Below are 16,912 nucleotides of genomic sequence, written 5' to 3'. Positions count from 1 at the left end.
AATGATATCAATTTCTTCAAATCTTAATTTAATGATAAAGGCTGCTGAAAAAGCATCTAAATCTGTGATCAGAGATTTTGGTGAAGTAGAAAAATTACAAGTTTCTAGAAAAGGCCCTTACGATTTTGTTACAAAAACAGATCAAAATGTAGAAAAAATTTTAATTGAAGAATTATCTAAATCAAAAAAAAATTACTCATTCATTACAGAAGAAACTGGTAAGATAAATAATAAAGACAAAGAAAATTTTTGGATTATAGACCCAATAGATGGGACTACTAATTTTCTTCATGGAATTCCTCATTTTGCTATTTGCATTGCACATGTCTCTAACAGCGAAATTATAAGTGGATTAATTTTTGACCCAATAAAAGATGAAATGTTTTTTTCTGAAAAAAATAAGGGAGCATATTTAAACAATCAACGACTAAGAGTTTCTAAAAAAAATTCTACTGAAGATTGTTTATTCTCAAGTAACCATGAAGGTGCAAAATTAAGTGATTTAAATATGAGATGTAGCGGTTGTGCAGCGCTTGATCTTGCATACGTAGCTTCTGGCAGACTTGATGGTTTTTTTCATAATAAAATTAATATTTGGGATGTAGCAGCTGGTGCTTTAATGGTTAAAGAGGCTGGTGGAATAGTTAATGAAATTAACAAATTTGACATAAAAAATATTGATATCAGAGCTTCAAGTAGTGCAATTAATGATAAAATGCTTCAAAAATTAGTTAACTTTTAATTGTTTTAAAAAATTCTTTTGCTATAAGTCACGACATGAAAAAAAATATTCATCCAGACTATCATACTATTAAAGTCGAAATGACTGACGGTACACAATTTAAAACAAAATCAACTTGGGGTGCTGAAGGTGATTTGCTTAAACTTGAAATTGATCCAAAATCACATGCTGCTTGGACAGGTGGAAAACAGAAATTAATGGATAAAGGTCGAATAAGTAAATTTAACAAAAAATTTCAAAACTTTAAATCAGAAACGAAAAATTAAATGTCAAATGCACCTTTAATGCCTATGGCTACAGCCGTATGGTTAGTAGAAAACACATCTCTAACATTTAAACAAATTGCAGATTTTTGTAAACTACATGAGATAGAGATACAAGGTATAGCAGATGGAGAGGTTGCAAAAGGAATTAAAGCTTATAATCCAATTATTTCAGGACAACTTTCAAGAGAAGAAATAGAATTATCATCTAAAGATGAAAGTAGACCATTACAAATCAACAGTAGTGATATTGAAATTTCAAATGATGAAAAGAAAATTAAAAAGTATATCCCTCTTTCAAAAAGACAAGACAAGCCAGACTCTGCTTTGTGGCTTATCAGACAACATAATATTTTGAAAGATTCTCAAATAGCTAAATTAGTTGGAATTACAAAAAATTCTGTAACCTCTATAAGAAATAAAAGTTATTGGAATTACAATAACCTTAACCCGAAAGATCCTGTGGCATTAAATTTATTTTCTCAAAAAGACCTAATAGAAGCAATAGAAAAAGCTGAAAGAAGAATTAAGAGAGAGAAAAAGGAAAAAGAGAAACAAAATAAAGTAAATCAAACAAGTGTATAATGATCAAAATTAATAGACATAAATTGATAAAAGTGATAACAAACCATTTTTTTGGAGGTAGTTATTAAAATAGAAGTTAAAGATAATAATGTTGAACAAGCATTAAGAGTTTTAAAGAGAAAACTTCAAAGAGACGGTTTCTTTAAAATTATTAAATTAAAAAATACTTACGAAAAACCGTCTGAAAAGAAAAAAAGAATTCTTCAAGAAAATATTAAAAGAGTTAAAAAATTAAACAAACTTAAAAATAGAATTTAGATATATCGCGGGGTGGAGCAGTCTGGTAGCTCGTCAGGCTCATAACCTGAAGGTCGGCGGTTCAAATCCGTCCCCCGCAACCAAATCAACTATAATTTAAAATTAGATTTTTTACTATCAATTAGAAATGCTTTGACTGTTTTAACAGTTAGCTGGCTAGAGGATTTTCCAAATTTCTCAATTTTTTCAATCAATGTTGGTGGAATGGTAATTAAATGACATCCCAATTCTTTAGCTTGTAAATAATTATAAGGTTCTCTAACACTAGCCCATAAGATCTCTACATTTCTAAATTTCTTCGCTAGTTTTATACTTTTAACAAATTCAGGGATTGGATCTTTACCAACATTTCCTGCTCTTCCTGCAAAAATAGATATAATTACATTTGTTTTTTTATTTATTACTTTAAGTATTTTTGCAGTTTGTTTAGATGTATATACCGCTGTTATATTCAGCTAAATTTTTTTACTATTTAGCTCTTTAATTACTTTACCTGAAAACTTATTTTTTGAGTTAACTACTGGAACTTTGACGTATACATTTTTCCCCCATGTATTTATTTCTTTACCTTGTTCAATCATTGATTTTTGATCATCAGCAAACACTTCAAAAGAAATTGGTTTGTTCTTACAAACTTTAAGTATTTGTTTAGAGTATGATTTATAATCTTTTGCTCCAGCTTTTCTCATTAAGCTTGGATTTGTTGTAAAACCTTTTACAATTTGTTTTTTATTAAATATTTTTATTAAAGATATATCTGCAATATCGCAAAAAATTTTTGTGTTCATTAAAACTATAAATTCTTTGTAATATCCTCTGTCATTTTTTTTGCATCTGCAAATAACATTAATGTATTTTCTTTATAAAATAAATCATTATCAATTCCTGCATATCCAGGGGACAGACTTCTTTTTACGAATAACACTGACTTACATTTTTCCACATCTAAAACAGGCATTCCATAAATTGGACTTTGAGGGTCTGTTTTTGCTACTGGATTAGTTACATCATTTGCACCAATTACAAATGCTACATCCGCATTTGCAAAGTCGTTATTTATTTCCTCTAATTCAAAAACTTCATCATACGGCACGTTTGCCTCAGCTAATAAAACATTCATATGACCAGGCATTCTTCCTGCAACTGGGTGTATTGCGTAAGATACTTTAATATCATTTTTCTTAAGTGTATCGACCATTTCTCTAAGTGCATGTTGTGCTTGGGCTACAGCCATCCCATAACCAGGAACTATAATTACTGATGAAGCATTTTTCATTAAAAAAGCTGCATCATCTGCATTTCCACTTTTAACTGGTCTCTGTTCTTTATTTGATTTACCTGAAGTTTCCTCTGTGGCTCCAAACCCTCCCAAAATAACATTAAAGAATGAACGATTCATACCTTTACACATAATATATGAAAGTATTGCACCTGATGAACCGACTAGCGCTCCAGTGATTATTAAAGCTGTATTTTCTAGAGTAAATCCAATACCTGCTGCTGCCCACCCTGAATAAGAATTTAACATAGAAATAACTACCGGCATATCAGCTCCACCAATTGGGATAATTAAAAGAAATCCAATTAAAAAAGAGACAGCTAAAAGTATCCAAAATAAATTAGATGATTGAGTTGAGCATAATAAGTAAATTAAAACAATTATTGAAATCAAAATAATCGCATTTAAAGGATGTTGTCCTTTAAATGTGATTGGTGAACCTGACATGATCCCTTGTAACTTTAAAAATGCAATAACTGAGCCTGAGAAAGTTATTGCTCCAACCGCAGCACCAATTGACATTTCAATCAAGCTACCCAGTTTTATGCTACCTACTGTGCCAAGGTTAAATGCTTCAGGATTTAAAAAAGCTGCAATTGCAACAAATACTGCAGCCAGACCCACAAGGCTATGAAACCCAGCAACTAATTCTGGCATAGCTGTCATTGGTATTCTGTAAGCTATAAATGCACCTATCGATCCACCTACTGAGATAAATATTAATACAAATATAAAACCAGTTGAAAAATTACTAATGGATAAAAATGTTACTGTTATAGCAATAATCATTCCTAAAATACCAAACAAATTTCCTTGTCTAGATGTTTCGGGTGAAGATAAACCCCTTAAAGCAAGAATGAATAATACACCTGAAACTAAATAAAAAATTGCAGATAGGTTAGCCGATAGCATTCTTACTTATTTATCCTTTTTCTTTTTTTTATACATTGCTAACATTCTTTGAGTTACAAGAAATCCTCCAAAAATATTGATTGCTGCTAAAGCTATAGCTAAAAAACCAAAAATACTTGATATGTTAAATACACTTTCAGAGTTTCCTGACAGACCTGCAATAATTGCTCCCACTATAATTACAGAAGAAATTGCGTTGGTAACAGACATTAAAGGTGTGTGTAATGAAGGAGTAACACTCCATACTACATAATATCCAACAAATATTGAAAGGATAAATATACTTAATCTGAATATTAAAGGATCTATTTCCATAATTTATTTTATTAATGTCTTTTCTATAATTTCATCTTCTAGATTGATATTTATCTTTTTGTTATCTTTATCAAATAAATTATCAACAAAATTAAATACATTTTTTGCATACAAATTTGATGCTGAAATAGGTAACTTATTCAAAATATTGCTTTCTCCCATTATCTTAATTCCATTTTTTTCAATAATTTTATCTACCTCTGTAAATGCAGTATTCCCTCCCTGAATTGCTGCTAAGTCATATATAACAGAACCACTTTGCATATTTTTAATCATATTATCTTTTATAATTAAAGGAGCTTTTTTACCTGGTATCAACGCTGTACAAATTACAATATCGATTTTTTTTAAAGTTTCTGATAGGAGTTCTTCTTGTTTTTTTTTGAAATCTTCTGAAACTTCTTTTGCATAACCACCCTCAGTTTCTAAATTTTCTGAATCTTCAACAGTTAAAAATTTACCACCCAAACTTTCAACTTGTTCCTTTGATGCCATTCTTACATCAGTGGCAAATACAATAGCACCCATCCTTTTTGCAGTTGCAATTGCCTGAAGTCCAGCAACACCAGCACCAACTACCAAAACCTTTGCAGCTGGTATAGTCCCTGCTGCTGTCATCATCATTGGTATTGCTTTTTCAAAATTTGCGAAAGATTCTATAACAGCTTTATAACCAGCTAAATTTGCTTGAGAAGACAATATATCCATTGATTGAGCTCTAGTAATTCTAGGAAGCAATTCTAGAGAAAAAAGATTAATTTTTTTTTTCGCTAAATTTTCTAATTTCTCTTTATTATTATATGGATTTAAAACCCCAATTATTGTTTTGTTTTCCGAAATATTTGGAGTTTTATCTTCAGACAACATACCAAGTTGAACAATTATGTCAGAAGAACTTAATACCTCTTTTTCATCTTTAAACATATTAACACCCACATCTTTATAATGTTCATCTTTAATACCAAGATGAGAACCATAATTTTTACTTAAATTAACCTCAAATCCAAGAGAGGTGTATTTTTTTACAATCTCTGGTGTTATTGCTATTCTTTTTTCAATTTTTTGATTTTCTAGAATGGATCCTATTTTCATATAGGAACCTTACAATAAGAATATTGCCATTAATACCAAAACACATATAACAGCGGCAGTTCCCCACAGTACAAATTTAGTAAAGTTGTTCCAGGTATTTTTATGGTTTTCGTTATCCATAAAAATTATTTTTGTCTTGCTTTAAATTTTGGATTTGTTTTGTTAATCACGTAAACTCTCCCTCTTCTTCTAACAAGTTTAGAGTTTAAATCTCTTTTTTTAATTGATTTTAAAGAACTTTTTATTTTCATAATTTGGTACACTTAATAAACGAACTTATATAATCTTTCAATTTTATTTTTCCATATTTTTGAATTATGTGATTGTTTTGGTAAATTTTGGTCAAAGCTGAAGCATATCTTTCTCCTTTTCTGGCCTTTAGATATGTAATATTACGGTTAAACATTCTTGCCACCTGAATTATAGAATATTTTTGCTTGTTAGTTATACTGTAATGCTTGCATTTATTATCTTTCCATGCCTTAAAACAAGTTTCAATTGTATCTGATATATGAGTGAATCTTCTAGTTTGAGTTCCAGGTCTCACAACAGTTAAAGGTTTTTTTCGTTTATACAAATATTCAAATATTCCTATAACAGTTGCCATATCTCCAACCATAATCTGTCTTGGGCCGTATACATTGTAAAAATAAATTACCTCAAATTTTAATTTGAACCATTTTTTTAGATTTTCTAATAATTCAAGATTTTTTGACTTAGTAAATGCATATGGAGATAGATGCTTATCTTTGCCAAAATTTCCAAGACTTGCTGATGTAGCTGAATAAATTAGTTTTATATTATTTTCTAAGCAAAACTTAAAAACTTCTTTTGTGCCTACAGTGTTTGAATCATAACACATGTCAAATTTTTGAAAACTTTGATATATTCTAGAGAACTCACCAAAATGAAATACGGAATGAATTTTTTTTCTATATCTATTAAGTATTTTTTTAATATTTTTTGTATCACCTTTTAAATATTTTATATTCTTGTTATTTATATGATTTTTTTTTGATCCAGTTGAATAATTATCTAAACTTATAATTTTTTTGTTTGTATTTTTAATTAAATATTCAATCAAATTTGAACCAACAAAACCTGCACCACCAGTTATCAATAAGAAGTTTTTCATTTAGATTAAAGCCTGGCAATGTCCTACTCTTCCGTGTCTTAAGACAAAGTACCATTGGCGCTGAAGGGCTTGACTTCCGAGTTCGGAATGGGATCGGGTATTACACCTACGCTATAATCACCAGGCCACAAGCTTATATAGATTTTTTTTATATAATCAATCGTTTTATAACTAATAAGATCTAGTAAATTTTTCAGTATTTATTGGGTTAGTTATTTGATTGAATATCCAGGCGTATGTTTTTTCTAAACCTTGAGACAAATTCAATTTTGGACTCCAACCTATTTTTTTTTGAATAAATGAATTATCACTAGATCTGCCTCTAACGCCCAAAGGTTTATCTCTTAGATATATTTTATTTACTTTATAGTCGGCAATATTTTCAATAACTTCTATCATCTGATTAATAGAAACTTGCTCCTCGCTTCCAACATTAAAAACATCAGAGCTACTATTTTCAAAAACCTGCATTGTGCCATCTATACAATCGTCTATATATAAAAAACTTCTAGTTTGATTTCCATCTCCCCATACTTCGATATCTTTTTTATTATTCAGTTTTGCATTAATTATTTTTCTACATAAAGCTGCTGGTGCTTTTTCTCTGCCTCCATCAAATGTACCTTGAGGACCAAAAACATTGTGATATCTAACTATCTTAGTATCCAGTCCAAAATCTTCTCTGAAATGACGACACATTCTCTCACTGAAAAGCTTCTCCCATCCATAACCATCCTCTGGATCTGCTGGATATGCATCTATTTCTTTTAAACCTTTGATGAAAACCTCAGCCTGTTTGGAACCATTATAAACACATGCGCTAGAGGAAAAAAAATATTTTTTTACTTTATTTTCAATTGATGCTCTTAAAAGATTTGTATTAATCAAAACTGATAACATACATTCAGCTTTATTATTTTCTATAAAACCCATACCTCCCATGTTGCATGCCATATTGAAAATATAATCAATGTTTTTTGTTACTTTCAAGCAATTGTCTTTTTCTTTAAGATCTAAACTATAATTCTGATTTTTATCAAAAATCTGAAACCAAAATTCTAATGGTTTTATATCAGCACATACTACTTCATGACCTTTACTCATCAAATAGGATGCTAAATGACCTCCAATAAATCCTCCAGCACCACAAACTAAATATCTCATAATTAATTTTTATACATAATCAAGATTAGATTTGACACAAAAAAAAATAATTTAATTTTAATTATCTTAAAATTATTTATATGATTTTTTTTACAAATATTTATTAAATCATTTTCTGTTAATAAATTTAAATTACTTTCTTTAGATAAATATTTCTCGCCAAAAAAATTTAAAATGTTTCTGTGAATTTTTTTTGGTAAGAGGTGAATTAAAGGCAAACGAGTATGAAAGTCTATAGGATAATTCCTGTTAGGAGTTGTAATAAAAGAAATTTTATTTGTTACTCTATAGCATTCATTTAAAAACTTTACCTGATTTTTAAATGATCCAACGTGTTCAATTGTTGCAGAGGAAAAAACTAAATCAAAAGAATTTTTTTTAAATTTCATTTTCCTAGCATCACCTTTGCAAAATCTTACGTCGGGATACAATTTCTTTAAACTATTAAGTTTCTGATTTGAGAGACAGGTTATATTTTTTTTCCATTTACTTTTACTTAATAAAATATTCTCATGTTTGGCTATTGAAGGGGTTGTACCAACATCTAAAAGTTTTGTTTTTTTATTAATCTTATAAAACTTTGTTAAAATTTTATAAATTTCATCTCTTTTTTTTTTGGTTAAAAATGAATATAAAAAATTTAAATTTAAAAAATTTCTACCATAATTTATTTTAATTTGAGAGTTTCTCACTTAAATTTTTTCTTGCTCTAAATCTTTTATTGAAATGAATTTAGAAGATAAATCCTTATTATTTTTTTTAATCTCTTCAAAAAAATTCCAAGCTAAAACTAAAACTGTTGGATCTTTTAATTTAACATCTTTTTTTGATAAAATTTTAATATTTACTCCAGGCAAATATTTTCCATGTTTAAGATGGTTGTCCTCAATAATATAATTTATTTCATCCTTAATGTTAAAAAAATTCAAAGCCGTTGTTGCTTTTGCAGGTGCTCCATAACCAATAATATTTTTATTTTTAATTTTCAAAAGTTTTAGATTTTCTAAGACTTGTTTTTTTAAATTCTGAATTTTTTTACCAAAGTTGATGTAAGTAGATAATTTTTTTAATCCATATTTTTCTTCATCTTTAATCATATTTTCTACTGAAACATCAATTTTCATATCTTTATTTTGAGAAACATAAACTCTTATAGATCCTCCATGCGTATTTATTCTTTCTACTTTAAAAATAAAAAGATCCAGATCTCTTAAGAACTTATTTAATGTAAATAAAGACCAATAATTTGTATGCTCGTGATAAATATTATCAAAAGTAAGGTCTTTAATTGTATTAAGAAGATATTGGACTTCTATAATTATTTTTCCCTCAGGTTTAATTAATTTTTTCATTGACTCTGCCATTGATTTTAAATCATCGGCGTGCGCGAATACGTTTGATGCTAAGAGTAAGTCTGCGCCATTTTTTATAGGATTCATTGCCTTTTCATTTAAGAAGCCGTTAAATGTATTAATTCCATTGTTGTTTGCTATTTCTGCTAAATTTTTTGCAGGCTCAATACCTTGGATATTCTTATAGCCTAGATCTAAAAAGGGTTTTAATCCTACACCGTCATTACTCCCAACATCTATTATATAAGCATCTTTATCTAGATTAAATTCTTTAACATATTTTTTTGCTGCTAACTCAAAATGTTCTCTAAAAGTTTTTGTTGTTGAAGATTGATATAAATAATTTGAAAACATTTCTGTACTACTAACAGAAACAGATAATTGGCAATTAAAACATTCCTCACAAACATTTAGCTCAAGTGGGTATGTTTGTGCTTTTTCTTTTTCATTGTTTAAAAGATTATTTGCAAGTGGCTGATAACCTAAGGAAAGAACTCTTTTAAGTTTTTTTGATCCACAACATCTACAATTAAACTTGTATATAGAACTAAGTAAATCTTTTTCAGCATCGTCAACAAACTTATAAGGTATTGTGTGAGTTATTCCGTAATTTTCATGCTCTCTTTCTCCTCTAACTAAATTTAAAAAAATTGTATCTTCTGTAAAAACCATCGTGTGAGCCACATTAGGTTGAGTTACAATCATTTCTCCCTCATTTACAACATGTGTAACTTTAGTGGCATTTTCATCAATTAAATCTTTGTAAATACTTATAAATTGACCTTTTATAAGAAGACATTTTTGCTCTTGCACAGGATGGAAATGATTGGCTCTCATTGTGCCTTTTTTAGACTCGATATAACCAATCATATTTATAGGTTCTGGTAAATCATAATTGCTAATTTTACCTCTATCATCAATGAATTCTCTTACTCCACCAAAAGTATACTCTAAATTTTTATCAAACTTTTCATAAGACCACTTTGTAATCATTTCCTGAATACAAGTTTCTAAATTGTTAACAAAATTAAAACCGGTTTTAAGTAATTTTTTATTTGAAAGTGTGTATCCCTTGTTAGGAACTTCGTCATCAGTTTCACTAATTTCCATTTTAGGATTAATTCTTTTACATATTTCAGCCACCTGTTTAACAGTGGTATTTTCCTTAGTGAGATTATAAATACCACTTTCAAATTTTTCATTTTCTTCAACAAATTTAAAACATCTAGCCACATCAATTAGTGGTACTAAGCTTTTTAATTGAACACCTCCACCAAACAGCTTCAATTTTCCATTCTGAGATGCAATTTTTGAGAATAAATTTGGCATTATATTTATTCTCATTGTATCTGTTGAAAAACCGTAAACAGAACCCAATCTAAAAATGGCATATTTTTTGCCGGATTTTATAATTTGATTTTCATTTTCGACCTTGCTTGATGAGTAAGCAAGAAATGTGCTTGTTTTTTCAGTTTCGTCTATGTCTTTTTTAGGTTCTTTTAACCCCTCAAAAACTACATGCGTTGAAGGAAATACTATTGTAGCGTTTTCATTCATTGATTTAAGAACATTTTCAGTGCCTACAATGGCTACTTTTTTAATCTTTTCATCTTGCTGTTTGTCAGAGTCTTTTTTAACATATGCCACATCTGTAATACCTGCTAGATGATGAACTACATCTGCTCTTTGAATATATTGTTTAATGTCATCATGATTTAAAATATCTGCTTGTATAAATTTAATTTTTCTTCTTTTTAATTCATTAACTCTTTCAGATACAAATCTATTATCAATCCCAACAACTTCGTACTTCCAACTAAAACCAGAATATAGCTTACATAATTCTGTTCCTATGTAACCCAATGCACCTGTTATAACTATTTTTTTTTTCATTTAATAAATTTTCCTATTATAATTTCCTTTATCACCGAAAAAATATGATACCATCTGATTTTTTTACCTTCTGAAATTGGTCTTCCATTATAATTTATTGGCACCTCATAATAATTTTTTGAATTTGATATAATCTTTGAAAGAATTTCTGCATGCTGCTCAAAACCATTGGTTTTTAATTCAGAAGCTATAATTAAATTTTTTTTGAAACACAAGTAACATGAATAAATATCCATAAATGTTGTGTTATATAGAAGGTTAAATATTATAGTTATTATCTTATTACCTATCTTATTATAAAAGTTATGAGACTTTGTGTACCTGTCATATGAAAATCTAGATCCAAGGATTACATCGGCATCAAATTCAATAAAAACATTTATGAATTTAATTATGTCTTCAGGATCATACTCTAAGTCAGCATCTTGAAAAATAATATAGTCCCCTGTAGCAGTTTCAATTCCTATCTTAACAGCTCCTCCTTTTCCTATATTTTTTTCGTTAGAAATTAATTGATCATACAAGTGAGAATTAGCATTTAAAATATTTTTTGTATCATCAGTAGATCCATCATCCACAACAATTACTTCATAGTTTATCTTGTCGCTCTTAGTAGTATTTACTCTATTAAGAACCTTTAAAATAGTTTTATCTTCATTATAAGCTGGAATAATAATAGATAGTTTTTTCATTAAATATAAGTATTTTAAAAAAATGATTAAATTTTTTAAAATTTCGTTTCTATTTTTTATATTTTCTTTGATGGTTATATTTTCTTTGGAGTTATTTGCAAGATTTAAAAAACCATCATGGCACATAAGTGATCAAGAAATTGGTTGGAAACTCAAATATAATTTTTTTCATACTTATAAAAATTATGATCAGGATGGAAATTTATATTATTCAAAATTTATAACTAACGAAGATGGTTTGAGAGTTTATGGGAAAGAATATAGTAATTTAAAAATCCTAATAATTGGAGATTCATTTACAGCTGATCCTTATGCTGGGAATGATGAAATGTGGTTTTCTCATTTATCTAGAGAAATTAAAGAATATACAAATAAAGATGTTACTATTTATGCTGGAGGTGGAGGTGGCTATAGCACACTTCAAGAATTTTTACTTTTAAAAAAAATTAATAAAAAATACGATTACAATTTTTTTATTCTTCAATTTTGTAGTAATGATTTTGGAAGTAATTTATTTGAAGCAGAAACTTCTGGAAAAAATTTTAATCAATTTTTTAAAAGACCCTATTTGGGTAAAAATGAAAAAATATTTTTTTATGATAGTTTTTTTGCAAATTTATTTAAAACTAAATTAATTGGAGAGTCTAGGTTATTTAATAAAATATTATTTTTATTTTCAAGTTATAAAAAAAATAAACCTATCAATAATATTAATGCAAGTTTAATTGAAAAAAAATCTATCGATATTACAAACATCCTTCTCTTAAAAATAAGAAAATTAGTAAAATCTGATAATGCTTATATGGTAAATTGCGACAATAGTTCAAATGGTCCAAATAAATATTGGAAATTAATAGCTAAAAATAATAATTTCATACCATTAGATCTACCTAATAAAGAGATTGATAAAGCTTTGAAAAAAAAAGAAAATATTTTTTTTAGTGATCTTGGTCATTTCAATAATTATGGTAATAAAATATATGGTAAGGCTTTATTTAAACAATTAAAAACTTATCAAAATTTTAATTTTTAACTTCTTTAAAAAATTTGTAATTTAATACTTCTTTATATATCTTAACATCGTTATAAGGATGACAATTTTTTTCGGTCCAACAAAGATTTTCTGTATTTTGTGGATAATACCCAAAAAACTTTCTTTTTTCTAATTTCACTTTAGGTGCAGATTTTTTTAAAAAAAATATAGATCTATTGTTAATTTGAGTAAAATTTTCAAAAATTGAGATTTTTAAAAGAATAATAATTAGAAGTATATTAAAATATTTACTAAAATCATAAACAACCACTTTTTTTAAATCTATAAGCAAAATAAAAATAGCTGGGATTACCAGTAAAAATAAATTTTGACCTAATCTTGGGTTGGGACTAAGCAAAATCCATATTACAAAACTTATAATAAAAAATAAAAAAGGTGCAAAAATTGAAAAATTTATATTTGATAATTTATTTATTGAGATATCCTTTTTGAAAGTTAATAAAACAAAAAGCATACCTAGAGAATAAAATAAAATTAAAAAGATAACTTCTTTTATAAAGATTGTTTTTAATAATACATTTTGTTTTGATTGAATAAGATGAATTATAAGTTTTAATGGCTCTAAATAAAGAACAAAAATAACAAATATTAAAGATAGAGTAAGTAATATTGCCTCTCTTTTTGTAAATAGTAGATTTAAGAATTTTTTAAAATTCATTATTAAAATTAAAAAAATAACTATAAGTCCAATAAGTAATAATTGATATTCAGTAATAAAATTCAAAAAAGAACTAAAAATAATACTATTATAAGTCTTAATTGAAACTACAATATCTTCAATTGAGCTTGTTCGCCACGAAAAGTTTAAACATGAAGATCTTATAGGGTAAAAAAAACAAGAGGTAATTATTAAATTTCTTAAAATCCAAAATAAGAAAAATAGTAATGAAAAAATATTATTCTTAAAAATTTCTAAAAAGTTTTTTAAGAAAATTTTGTACTTAATGATAACTACAAAAAATAAAAATACTACTAATAATACAGCCGTTGGCTTAGTCGAAATTGTATAACTTAAAAATATTAAAAATAAAAAAATTTTATTTTTAATTTTATCATCATAAATATCTCCATGAAAAATAATTTTTACACCATAATAAAAAACGAAATAACAAAATATTGAAAAATAGATATCTACTAATGAAATTGATAACTCAGCATATCTGTACCAAAGTGGAAACGTAATTAGACCAGAAATTGCAAAAATATTATCAATAGAATTTTTATTTTTAATCTTTTCATAAATAAAAACAAAAAAAAGTGAGAATAGTATTGTTGAAAAGCTACTAACTAAATTAAAAAGATTATTATGCCATAATATAGCAGCAATATAACTATAAGAAGTAGTTAAGCCATATCTCATATGTAGATTTGCTAATCCAAAAATAATTTTATCACTTTGGATAATTACTTGATATGGAACATGGTAAAGTCCTGAGTCATAACCAAAGTCAATGTAAGTGCTAAGAGGAGAAAAAATTAATGCCAATAATAACACTTTTTTTATGTTATTTTTAATTAAATTTCTAAAATTTATTAATGTGTAAAAAAAAATAAAAAATAAGATAATTAAAAAAAATTTATTATGTAAACCAACAAAAAAATTGGAAAATAAATTTAATAATGTAAGAAAAAAAATACCAAAAAAAACTATTTCAAAAAAACTAAATTTTGCTGAAATTTTTGAATTAATAAAAATTTTTTGAAAAAAAAAACCAAGTGAAAGAAACAATGTTAAAAGAAAAAAAATTAAAAAAAAGCTAATTAACATCTTTTGTTTTTTTATTAAATAATAAAATATATAGCAAAATATATACAGCTAAAGTTATAAATATCATGTTTAGCGATTCATATAACTGATAAAAACAAAAAGGAGCGATGTTTATAAGAAAAATATAAACTTGCGAAATTCTAGTATTAAAATTTTTTATCATATAATGATGTAAGTGTTTTTTGTCAGGAGAAAATGGGTTTTTTTTTTTAAAAATTCTATAAATAAACAATCTAAGCATATCTAGCCCTGGCATAGACATGATTAGAAAGATTTCCTCAGTGGATATCTTACTGGTAAAATTATTTTGTATAATAAAAATAGATGATACCAAAAAGGAGACAAAATAAGCTCCAGAATTACCAATAAATATTTTCCCATTATAATTTAAACAACAAAAAATAAATAATGGAATTAACAAAAGACTAGAAAATAAATATAATTCTAGTCTAAAAATAAAAATAAAAAAAATAAATACAAAATATGGCCCTAGCTGTAAATTTATTCCATCATACATATTTGAGGCATTAATAAATAATAAAAAGCACAAAATTGTTAAATATATCCCATAATCATGGGTATAAATTTCATAATTTATAGAGCTAAAAAAAATACTTTGAATAATTAAATCATTATTAAACTTTAATAAAAAGAAAGTTAAGATTATTAATATTAAAAATTTTAAATAAGCATTTAAGTTTTTTTTATCATCATAAATTCCCATAAACATTATCAAACTAGAAATAAGAAAAAGATTTATAAAATTTGATTTTTTAATAAAAAAACTTTTTAAATTTGTATCAAAAAAATCTGGAATAAAAATTACAAATATAAATATGAAAAAAAAATTTATATAGATAATTATCCCTCCAATTAAAGGAATTTTTTTGGAATGAATTTTTCTTATTTTGTCTGGATAATCGTATATGTCTAAAAGCTCAGATATTTTTTTATAATTTAAAACTATTAATAAATTTAAAATTATAGATAATAGAATTAAAATCATATTTTATTTTGAGAAATATTTTTATATATTTCTCCTAAGAAAAAACCTAAGGATAAAAAATAACATATTGATATCCAATTGTTAAAAAAACTACCGGTTGGAACTAATGGCCAAAAATTTATAAAAACACCTAACAAAAAACACTTAAAGTGATTGCTTAATTTCTTTCTTATTTTACGAAAAAAAATAATTGTAAAAATTTTATAACTTAAAAAAGTAAAAATAGTAAATATAAAAAGAAAACCTATTATCCCTGTCTCAGCTAAAAGTTGCATGTAAGTGTTGTGAGGATGTGTTGTACAACTATAGATATCTTTATATTCAGGTTTTTTACATTCATATCTAAAATTTTTTATACCTATCCCGAATAATGGATTATTAATAAATATTTTAAATGCAGATATAAAATGACCTTGATGGCCTAAAGAAAAAATATTTATTTTTAACTTCTCTTTAATAAATAAATAAATATTTTGGAAAAATTGATCATTTTTATTTAATTTATTTAATTCATCTTTTTTTAAAATTTCTTCATCTTGGTTCAAATGAATAATTTTTTCAGTTATATTAAAAAAAGTATTATCAACGATTCTTTTTTTCAAATTTGGATTTGAAAATACAAAAACAAAAATTAAAAGAAAAATTAAAATCAAATTAACTTTTCCCTTTAAATTAGTTTCATAAGTAAAGAAAAAAGTTATTAAAAATAAAATAGATAGTGCTATTGATGATCTTTCTCCTGAGATTATTATTAGAAATAAAAAAACTATTGATAACAGATAATATTTTGCTGATTTTTTATTTAAAAAAACAAGCCCAAGGTATATTGGTAAGATTTTTTCTACATAACTTCCTAAAACACTTTCACTATAAAACAATCCAGAGATTCTGTAGTCAAAAGGTACATTCCACTGATTATAAATAAGTGAAAAATTTTGTTCAATATTGATTTGATTAAAATTCATTCTTAATAAATCAAAATTAAAAAAATGTATTAAGTAAGCGTGAATTGATAAAGTTATTAATGTTAAAGTAAGAATTTTAAAAAATATTTTAGAAAATTTTGGATTTAAATTATAAATATAGCAAATCAATAAACTAAATAGAACATATCTAATATAAAAAAATGATCTTAATATTGAATGAAATTCTTCACTATTAATTATAGATTTTAAAATTAAATAAATGCAAAAAAGTATTAAGAGTTTTACAATCCAATAACTATAAATAATCTTTAATTTTTCTTTAACAGAAATATATAAAAAAAAGATTGCACAAAAACTTGCTATCAAATCTGCTATAAATGCTCCAGCTATTAAAGCAGCTGGTACAAGTGAAATTAAATAAGATAAGTATTTAATTTGATTATTCGTTAAAATATTTTTTTTAATATTTATCATGT

18 protein-coding genes, 1 tRNA gene, 1 rRNA gene and 1 pseudogene are annotated in these 16,912 nt (G+C 25.9%); 6 read left to right on the top strand and 15 right to left on the bottom strand.

The annotated features are described in order from the left end of the window. The first annotated feature begins 1 nt into the window (after nt 1). From ACQY31_RS06165 to ACQY31_RS06145, 5 genes are all read left to right on the top strand, one after another. Nucleotides 2-742 carry an inositol monophosphatase family protein gene (locus ACQY31_RS06165; protein ID WP_428079488.1) on the top strand — a complete coding sequence of 247 codons (741 nt, stop codon included), beginning with the start codon at nt 2-4 and terminating at the stop codon, nt 740-742. A 35-nt stretch (nt 743-777) separates the two neighbouring features. Next, a complete protein-coding gene (gene rpmE, locus ACQY31_RS06160) occupies nt 778-1,008 on the top strand; it encodes a 50S ribosomal protein L31 (RefSeq protein WP_428079486.1) in 231 nt (76 codons plus the stop codon). Further along, nucleotides 1,009-1,590, top strand: a complete 582-nt coding sequence (locus ACQY31_RS06155; RefSeq protein WP_428079484.1) for a cell cycle transcriptional regulator TrcR — start codon at nt 1,009-1,011, stop codon at nt 1,588-1,590. 63 nt (nt 1,591-1,653) lie between these two features. After that, nucleotides 1,654-1,848 carry a 30S ribosomal protein S21 gene (gene rpsU, locus ACQY31_RS06150; RefSeq protein ID WP_075521090.1) on the top strand — a complete coding sequence of 65 codons (195 nt, stop codon included), beginning with the start codon at nt 1,654-1,656 and terminating at the stop codon, nt 1,846-1,848. A 6-nt stretch (nt 1,849-1,854) separates the two neighbouring features. Continuing rightward, nucleotides 1,855-1,931: transfer RNA gene (locus ACQY31_RS06145), tRNA-Met, on the top strand. A gap of 6 nt (nt 1,932-1,937) precedes the next feature. On the opposite strand, the pseudogene ACQY31_RS06140 reads toward ACQY31_RS06145, so the two are convergent. From ACQY31_RS06140 to ACQY31_RS06085, 12 genes and pseudogenes are all read right to left on the bottom strand, one after another. Then, nucleotides 1,938-2,636, bottom strand: a pseudogene (locus tag ACQY31_RS06140) (transaldolase family protein). A 5-nt stretch (nt 2,637-2,641) separates the two neighbouring features. After that, nucleotides 2,642-4,039 (bottom strand): NAD(P)(+) transhydrogenase (Re/Si-specific) subunit beta, encoded by a 1,398-nt coding sequence (locus tag ACQY31_RS06135; protein ID WP_428079482.1) that lies wholly within the window; start codon nt 4,037-4,039, stop codon nt 2,642-2,644. A 6-nt stretch (nt 4,040-4,045) separates the two neighbouring features. After that, nucleotides 4,046-4,354 carry a proton-translocating transhydrogenase family protein gene (locus ACQY31_RS06130; RefSeq protein ID WP_428079480.1) on the bottom strand — a complete coding sequence of 103 codons (309 nt, stop codon included), beginning with the start codon at nt 4,352-4,354 and terminating at the stop codon, nt 4,046-4,048. A 3-nt stretch (nt 4,355-4,357) separates the two neighbouring features. After that, nucleotides 4,358-5,446 carry a Re/Si-specific NAD(P)(+) transhydrogenase subunit alpha gene (locus tag ACQY31_RS06125; RefSeq protein ID WP_428079478.1) on the bottom strand — a complete coding sequence of 363 codons (1,089 nt, stop codon included), beginning with the start codon at nt 5,444-5,446 and terminating at the stop codon, nt 4,358-4,360. 9 nt (nt 5,447-5,455) lie between these two features. Next, nucleotides 5,456-5,566 (bottom strand): aa3-type cytochrome c oxidase subunit IV, encoded by a 111-nt coding sequence (locus ACQY31_RS06120; protein ID WP_428079476.1) that lies wholly within the window; start codon nt 5,564-5,566, stop codon nt 5,456-5,458. A 5-nt stretch (nt 5,567-5,571) separates the two neighbouring features. Beyond that, nucleotides 5,572-5,697 carry a type B 50S ribosomal protein L36 gene (ykgO, locus tag ACQY31_RS06115; RefSeq protein WP_008545413.1) on the bottom strand — a complete coding sequence of 42 codons (126 nt, stop codon included), beginning with the start codon at nt 5,695-5,697 and terminating at the stop codon, nt 5,572-5,574. After that, nucleotides 5,694-6,581, bottom strand: coding sequence for an NAD-dependent epimerase/dehydratase family protein (locus ACQY31_RS06110; protein WP_428079473.1), 888 nt, complete (start codon nt 6,579-6,581; stop codon nt 5,694-5,696). Before ACQY31_RS06110 ends, ykgO begins: the two co-directional genes overlap by 4 nt. Nucleotides 6,582-6,591: 10 nt before the next feature. Then, nucleotides 6,592-6,706 (bottom strand): 5S ribosomal RNA (gene rrf, locus ACQY31_RS06105). Nucleotides 6,707-6,752: 46 nt separating this feature from the next. Continuing rightward, a complete protein-coding gene (locus ACQY31_RS06100) occupies nt 6,753-7,745 on the bottom strand; it encodes an NAD-dependent epimerase/dehydratase family protein (RefSeq protein ID WP_428079471.1) in 993 nt (330 codons plus the stop codon). Nucleotides 7,746-7,747: 2 nt separating this feature from the next. Next, nucleotides 7,748-8,437 carry a class I SAM-dependent methyltransferase gene (locus ACQY31_RS06095; protein ID WP_428079469.1) on the bottom strand — a complete coding sequence of 230 codons (690 nt, stop codon included), beginning with the start codon at nt 8,435-8,437 and terminating at the stop codon, nt 7,748-7,750. Further along, complete coding sequence (locus ACQY31_RS06090) at nt 8,438-10,990, bottom strand: SDR family NAD(P)-dependent oxidoreductase (protein WP_428079467.1); 2,553 nt, start codon at nt 10,988-10,990, stop codon at nt 8,438-8,440. Continuing rightward, the gene (locus ACQY31_RS06085) at nt 10,987-11,682 is read right to left on the bottom strand and encodes a glycosyltransferase family 2 protein (RefSeq protein ID WP_428079465.1); all 696 of its coding nucleotides are present in this window, start codon (nt 11,680-11,682) and stop codon (nt 10,987-10,989) included. Before ACQY31_RS06085 ends, ACQY31_RS06090 begins: the two co-directional genes overlap by 4 nt. Before the next feature lie 22 nt (nt 11,683-11,704). Between ACQY31_RS06085 and ACQY31_RS06080 the strand changes: the two genes are divergently transcribed. Continuing rightward, complete coding sequence (locus ACQY31_RS06080; RefSeq protein WP_428079462.1) at nt 11,705-12,715, top strand: SGNH/GDSL hydrolase family protein; 1,011 nt, start codon at nt 11,705-11,707, stop codon at nt 12,713-12,715. Here ACQY31_RS06080 and ACQY31_RS06075 read toward each other — a convergent pair. From ACQY31_RS06075 to ACQY31_RS06065, 3 genes are read right to left on the bottom strand one after another with little or no spacing between them, the layout of a single operon-like run. Beyond that, nucleotides 12,705-14,504 carry an O-antigen polymerase gene (locus ACQY31_RS06075; protein WP_428079460.1) on the bottom strand — a complete coding sequence of 600 codons (1,800 nt, stop codon included), beginning with the start codon at nt 14,502-14,504 and terminating at the stop codon, nt 12,705-12,707. The two genes, ACQY31_RS06080 and ACQY31_RS06075, sit on opposite strands and share 11 nt — an antisense overlap. Then, on the bottom strand, nt 14,494-15,510 hold the full coding sequence (locus ACQY31_RS06070) for an MraY family glycosyltransferase (protein ID WP_428079458.1): 1,017 nt from the start codon (nt 15,508-15,510) through the stop codon (nt 14,494-14,496). The genes ACQY31_RS06075 and ACQY31_RS06070 overlap by 11 nt, the downstream gene beginning before the upstream one ends. Next, on the bottom strand, nt 15,507-16,910 hold the full coding sequence (locus tag ACQY31_RS06065; RefSeq protein ID WP_428079456.1) for an O-antigen ligase family protein: 1,404 nt from the start codon (nt 16,908-16,910) through the stop codon (nt 15,507-15,509). Before ACQY31_RS06065 ends, ACQY31_RS06070 begins: the two co-directional genes overlap by 4 nt. Between the last annotated feature and the right edge of the window lie 2 nt (nt 16,911-16,912).

This window comes from Candidatus Pelagibacter sp. (assembly GCF_965262185.1).
In the GTDB taxonomy this organism is placed as follows: Bacteria; Pseudomonadota; Alphaproteobacteria; order Pelagibacterales; family Pelagibacteraceae; genus Pelagibacter.
The sequence above is the reverse complement of the archived record's forward strand: the minus strand, read 5'-3'. Positions and strand labels throughout refer to the sequence as shown.

Excerpts from the sequence above, each read along its gene's own strand:
- ACQY31_RS06165 (WP_428079488.1), top strand. The coding sequence starts at position 2 with ATGATATCAATTTCTTCAAATCTTAATTTAATGATAAAGGCTGCTGAA.
- rpmE (WP_428079486.1), top strand. The coding sequence starts at position 778 with ATGAAAAAAAATATTCATCCAGACTATCATACTATTAAAGTCGAAATG.
- ACQY31_RS06155 (WP_428079484.1), top strand. The coding sequence starts at position 1,009 with ATGTCAAATGCACCTTTAATGCCTATGGCTACAGCCGTATGGTTAGTA.
- ACQY31_RS06135 (WP_428079482.1), bottom strand. The coding sequence starts at position 4,039 with ATGCTATCGGCTAACCTATCTGCAATTTTTTATTTAGTTTCAGGTGTA.
- ACQY31_RS06130 (WP_428079480.1), bottom strand. The coding sequence starts at position 4,354 with ATGGAAATAGATCCTTTAATATTCAGATTAAGTATATTTATCCTTTCA.
- ACQY31_RS06125 (WP_428079478.1), bottom strand. The coding sequence starts at position 5,446 with ATGAAAATAGGATCCATTCTAGAAAATCAAAAAATTGAAAAAAGAATA.
- ACQY31_RS06120 (WP_428079476.1), bottom strand. The coding sequence starts at position 5,566 with ATGGATAACGAAAACCATAAAAATACCTGGAACAACTTTACTAAATTT.
- ykgO (WP_008545413.1), bottom strand. The coding sequence starts at position 5,697 with ATGAAAATAAAAAGTTCTTTAAAATCAATTAAAAAAAGAGATTTAAAC.
- ACQY31_RS06110 (WP_428079473.1), bottom strand. The coding sequence starts at position 6,581 with ATGAAAAACTTCTTATTGATAACTGGTGGTGCAGGTTTTGTTGGTTCA.
- ACQY31_RS06100 (WP_428079471.1), bottom strand. The coding sequence starts at position 7,745 with ATGAGATATTTAGTTTGTGGTGCTGGAGGATTTATTGGAGGTCATTTA.
- ACQY31_RS06090 (WP_428079467.1), bottom strand. The coding sequence starts at position 10,990 with ATGAAAAAAAAAATAGTTATAACAGGTGCATTGGGTTACATAGGAACA.
- ACQY31_RS06085 (WP_428079465.1), bottom strand. The coding sequence starts at position 11,682 with ATGAAAAAACTATCTATTATTATTCCAGCTTATAATGAAGATAAAACT.
- ACQY31_RS06080 (WP_428079462.1), top strand. The coding sequence starts at position 11,705 with ATGATTAAATTTTTTAAAATTTCGTTTCTATTTTTTATATTTTCTTTG.
- ACQY31_RS06075 (WP_428079460.1), bottom strand. The coding sequence starts at position 14,504 with ATGTTAATTAGCTTTTTTTTAATTTTTTTTCTTTTAACATTGTTTCTT.
- ACQY31_RS06070 (WP_428079458.1), bottom strand. The coding sequence starts at position 15,510 with ATGATTTTAATTCTATTATCTATAATTTTAAATTTATTAATAGTTTTA.
- ACQY31_RS06065 (WP_428079456.1), bottom strand. The coding sequence starts at position 16,910 with ATGATAAATATTAAAAAAAATATTTTAACGAATAATCAAATTAAATAC.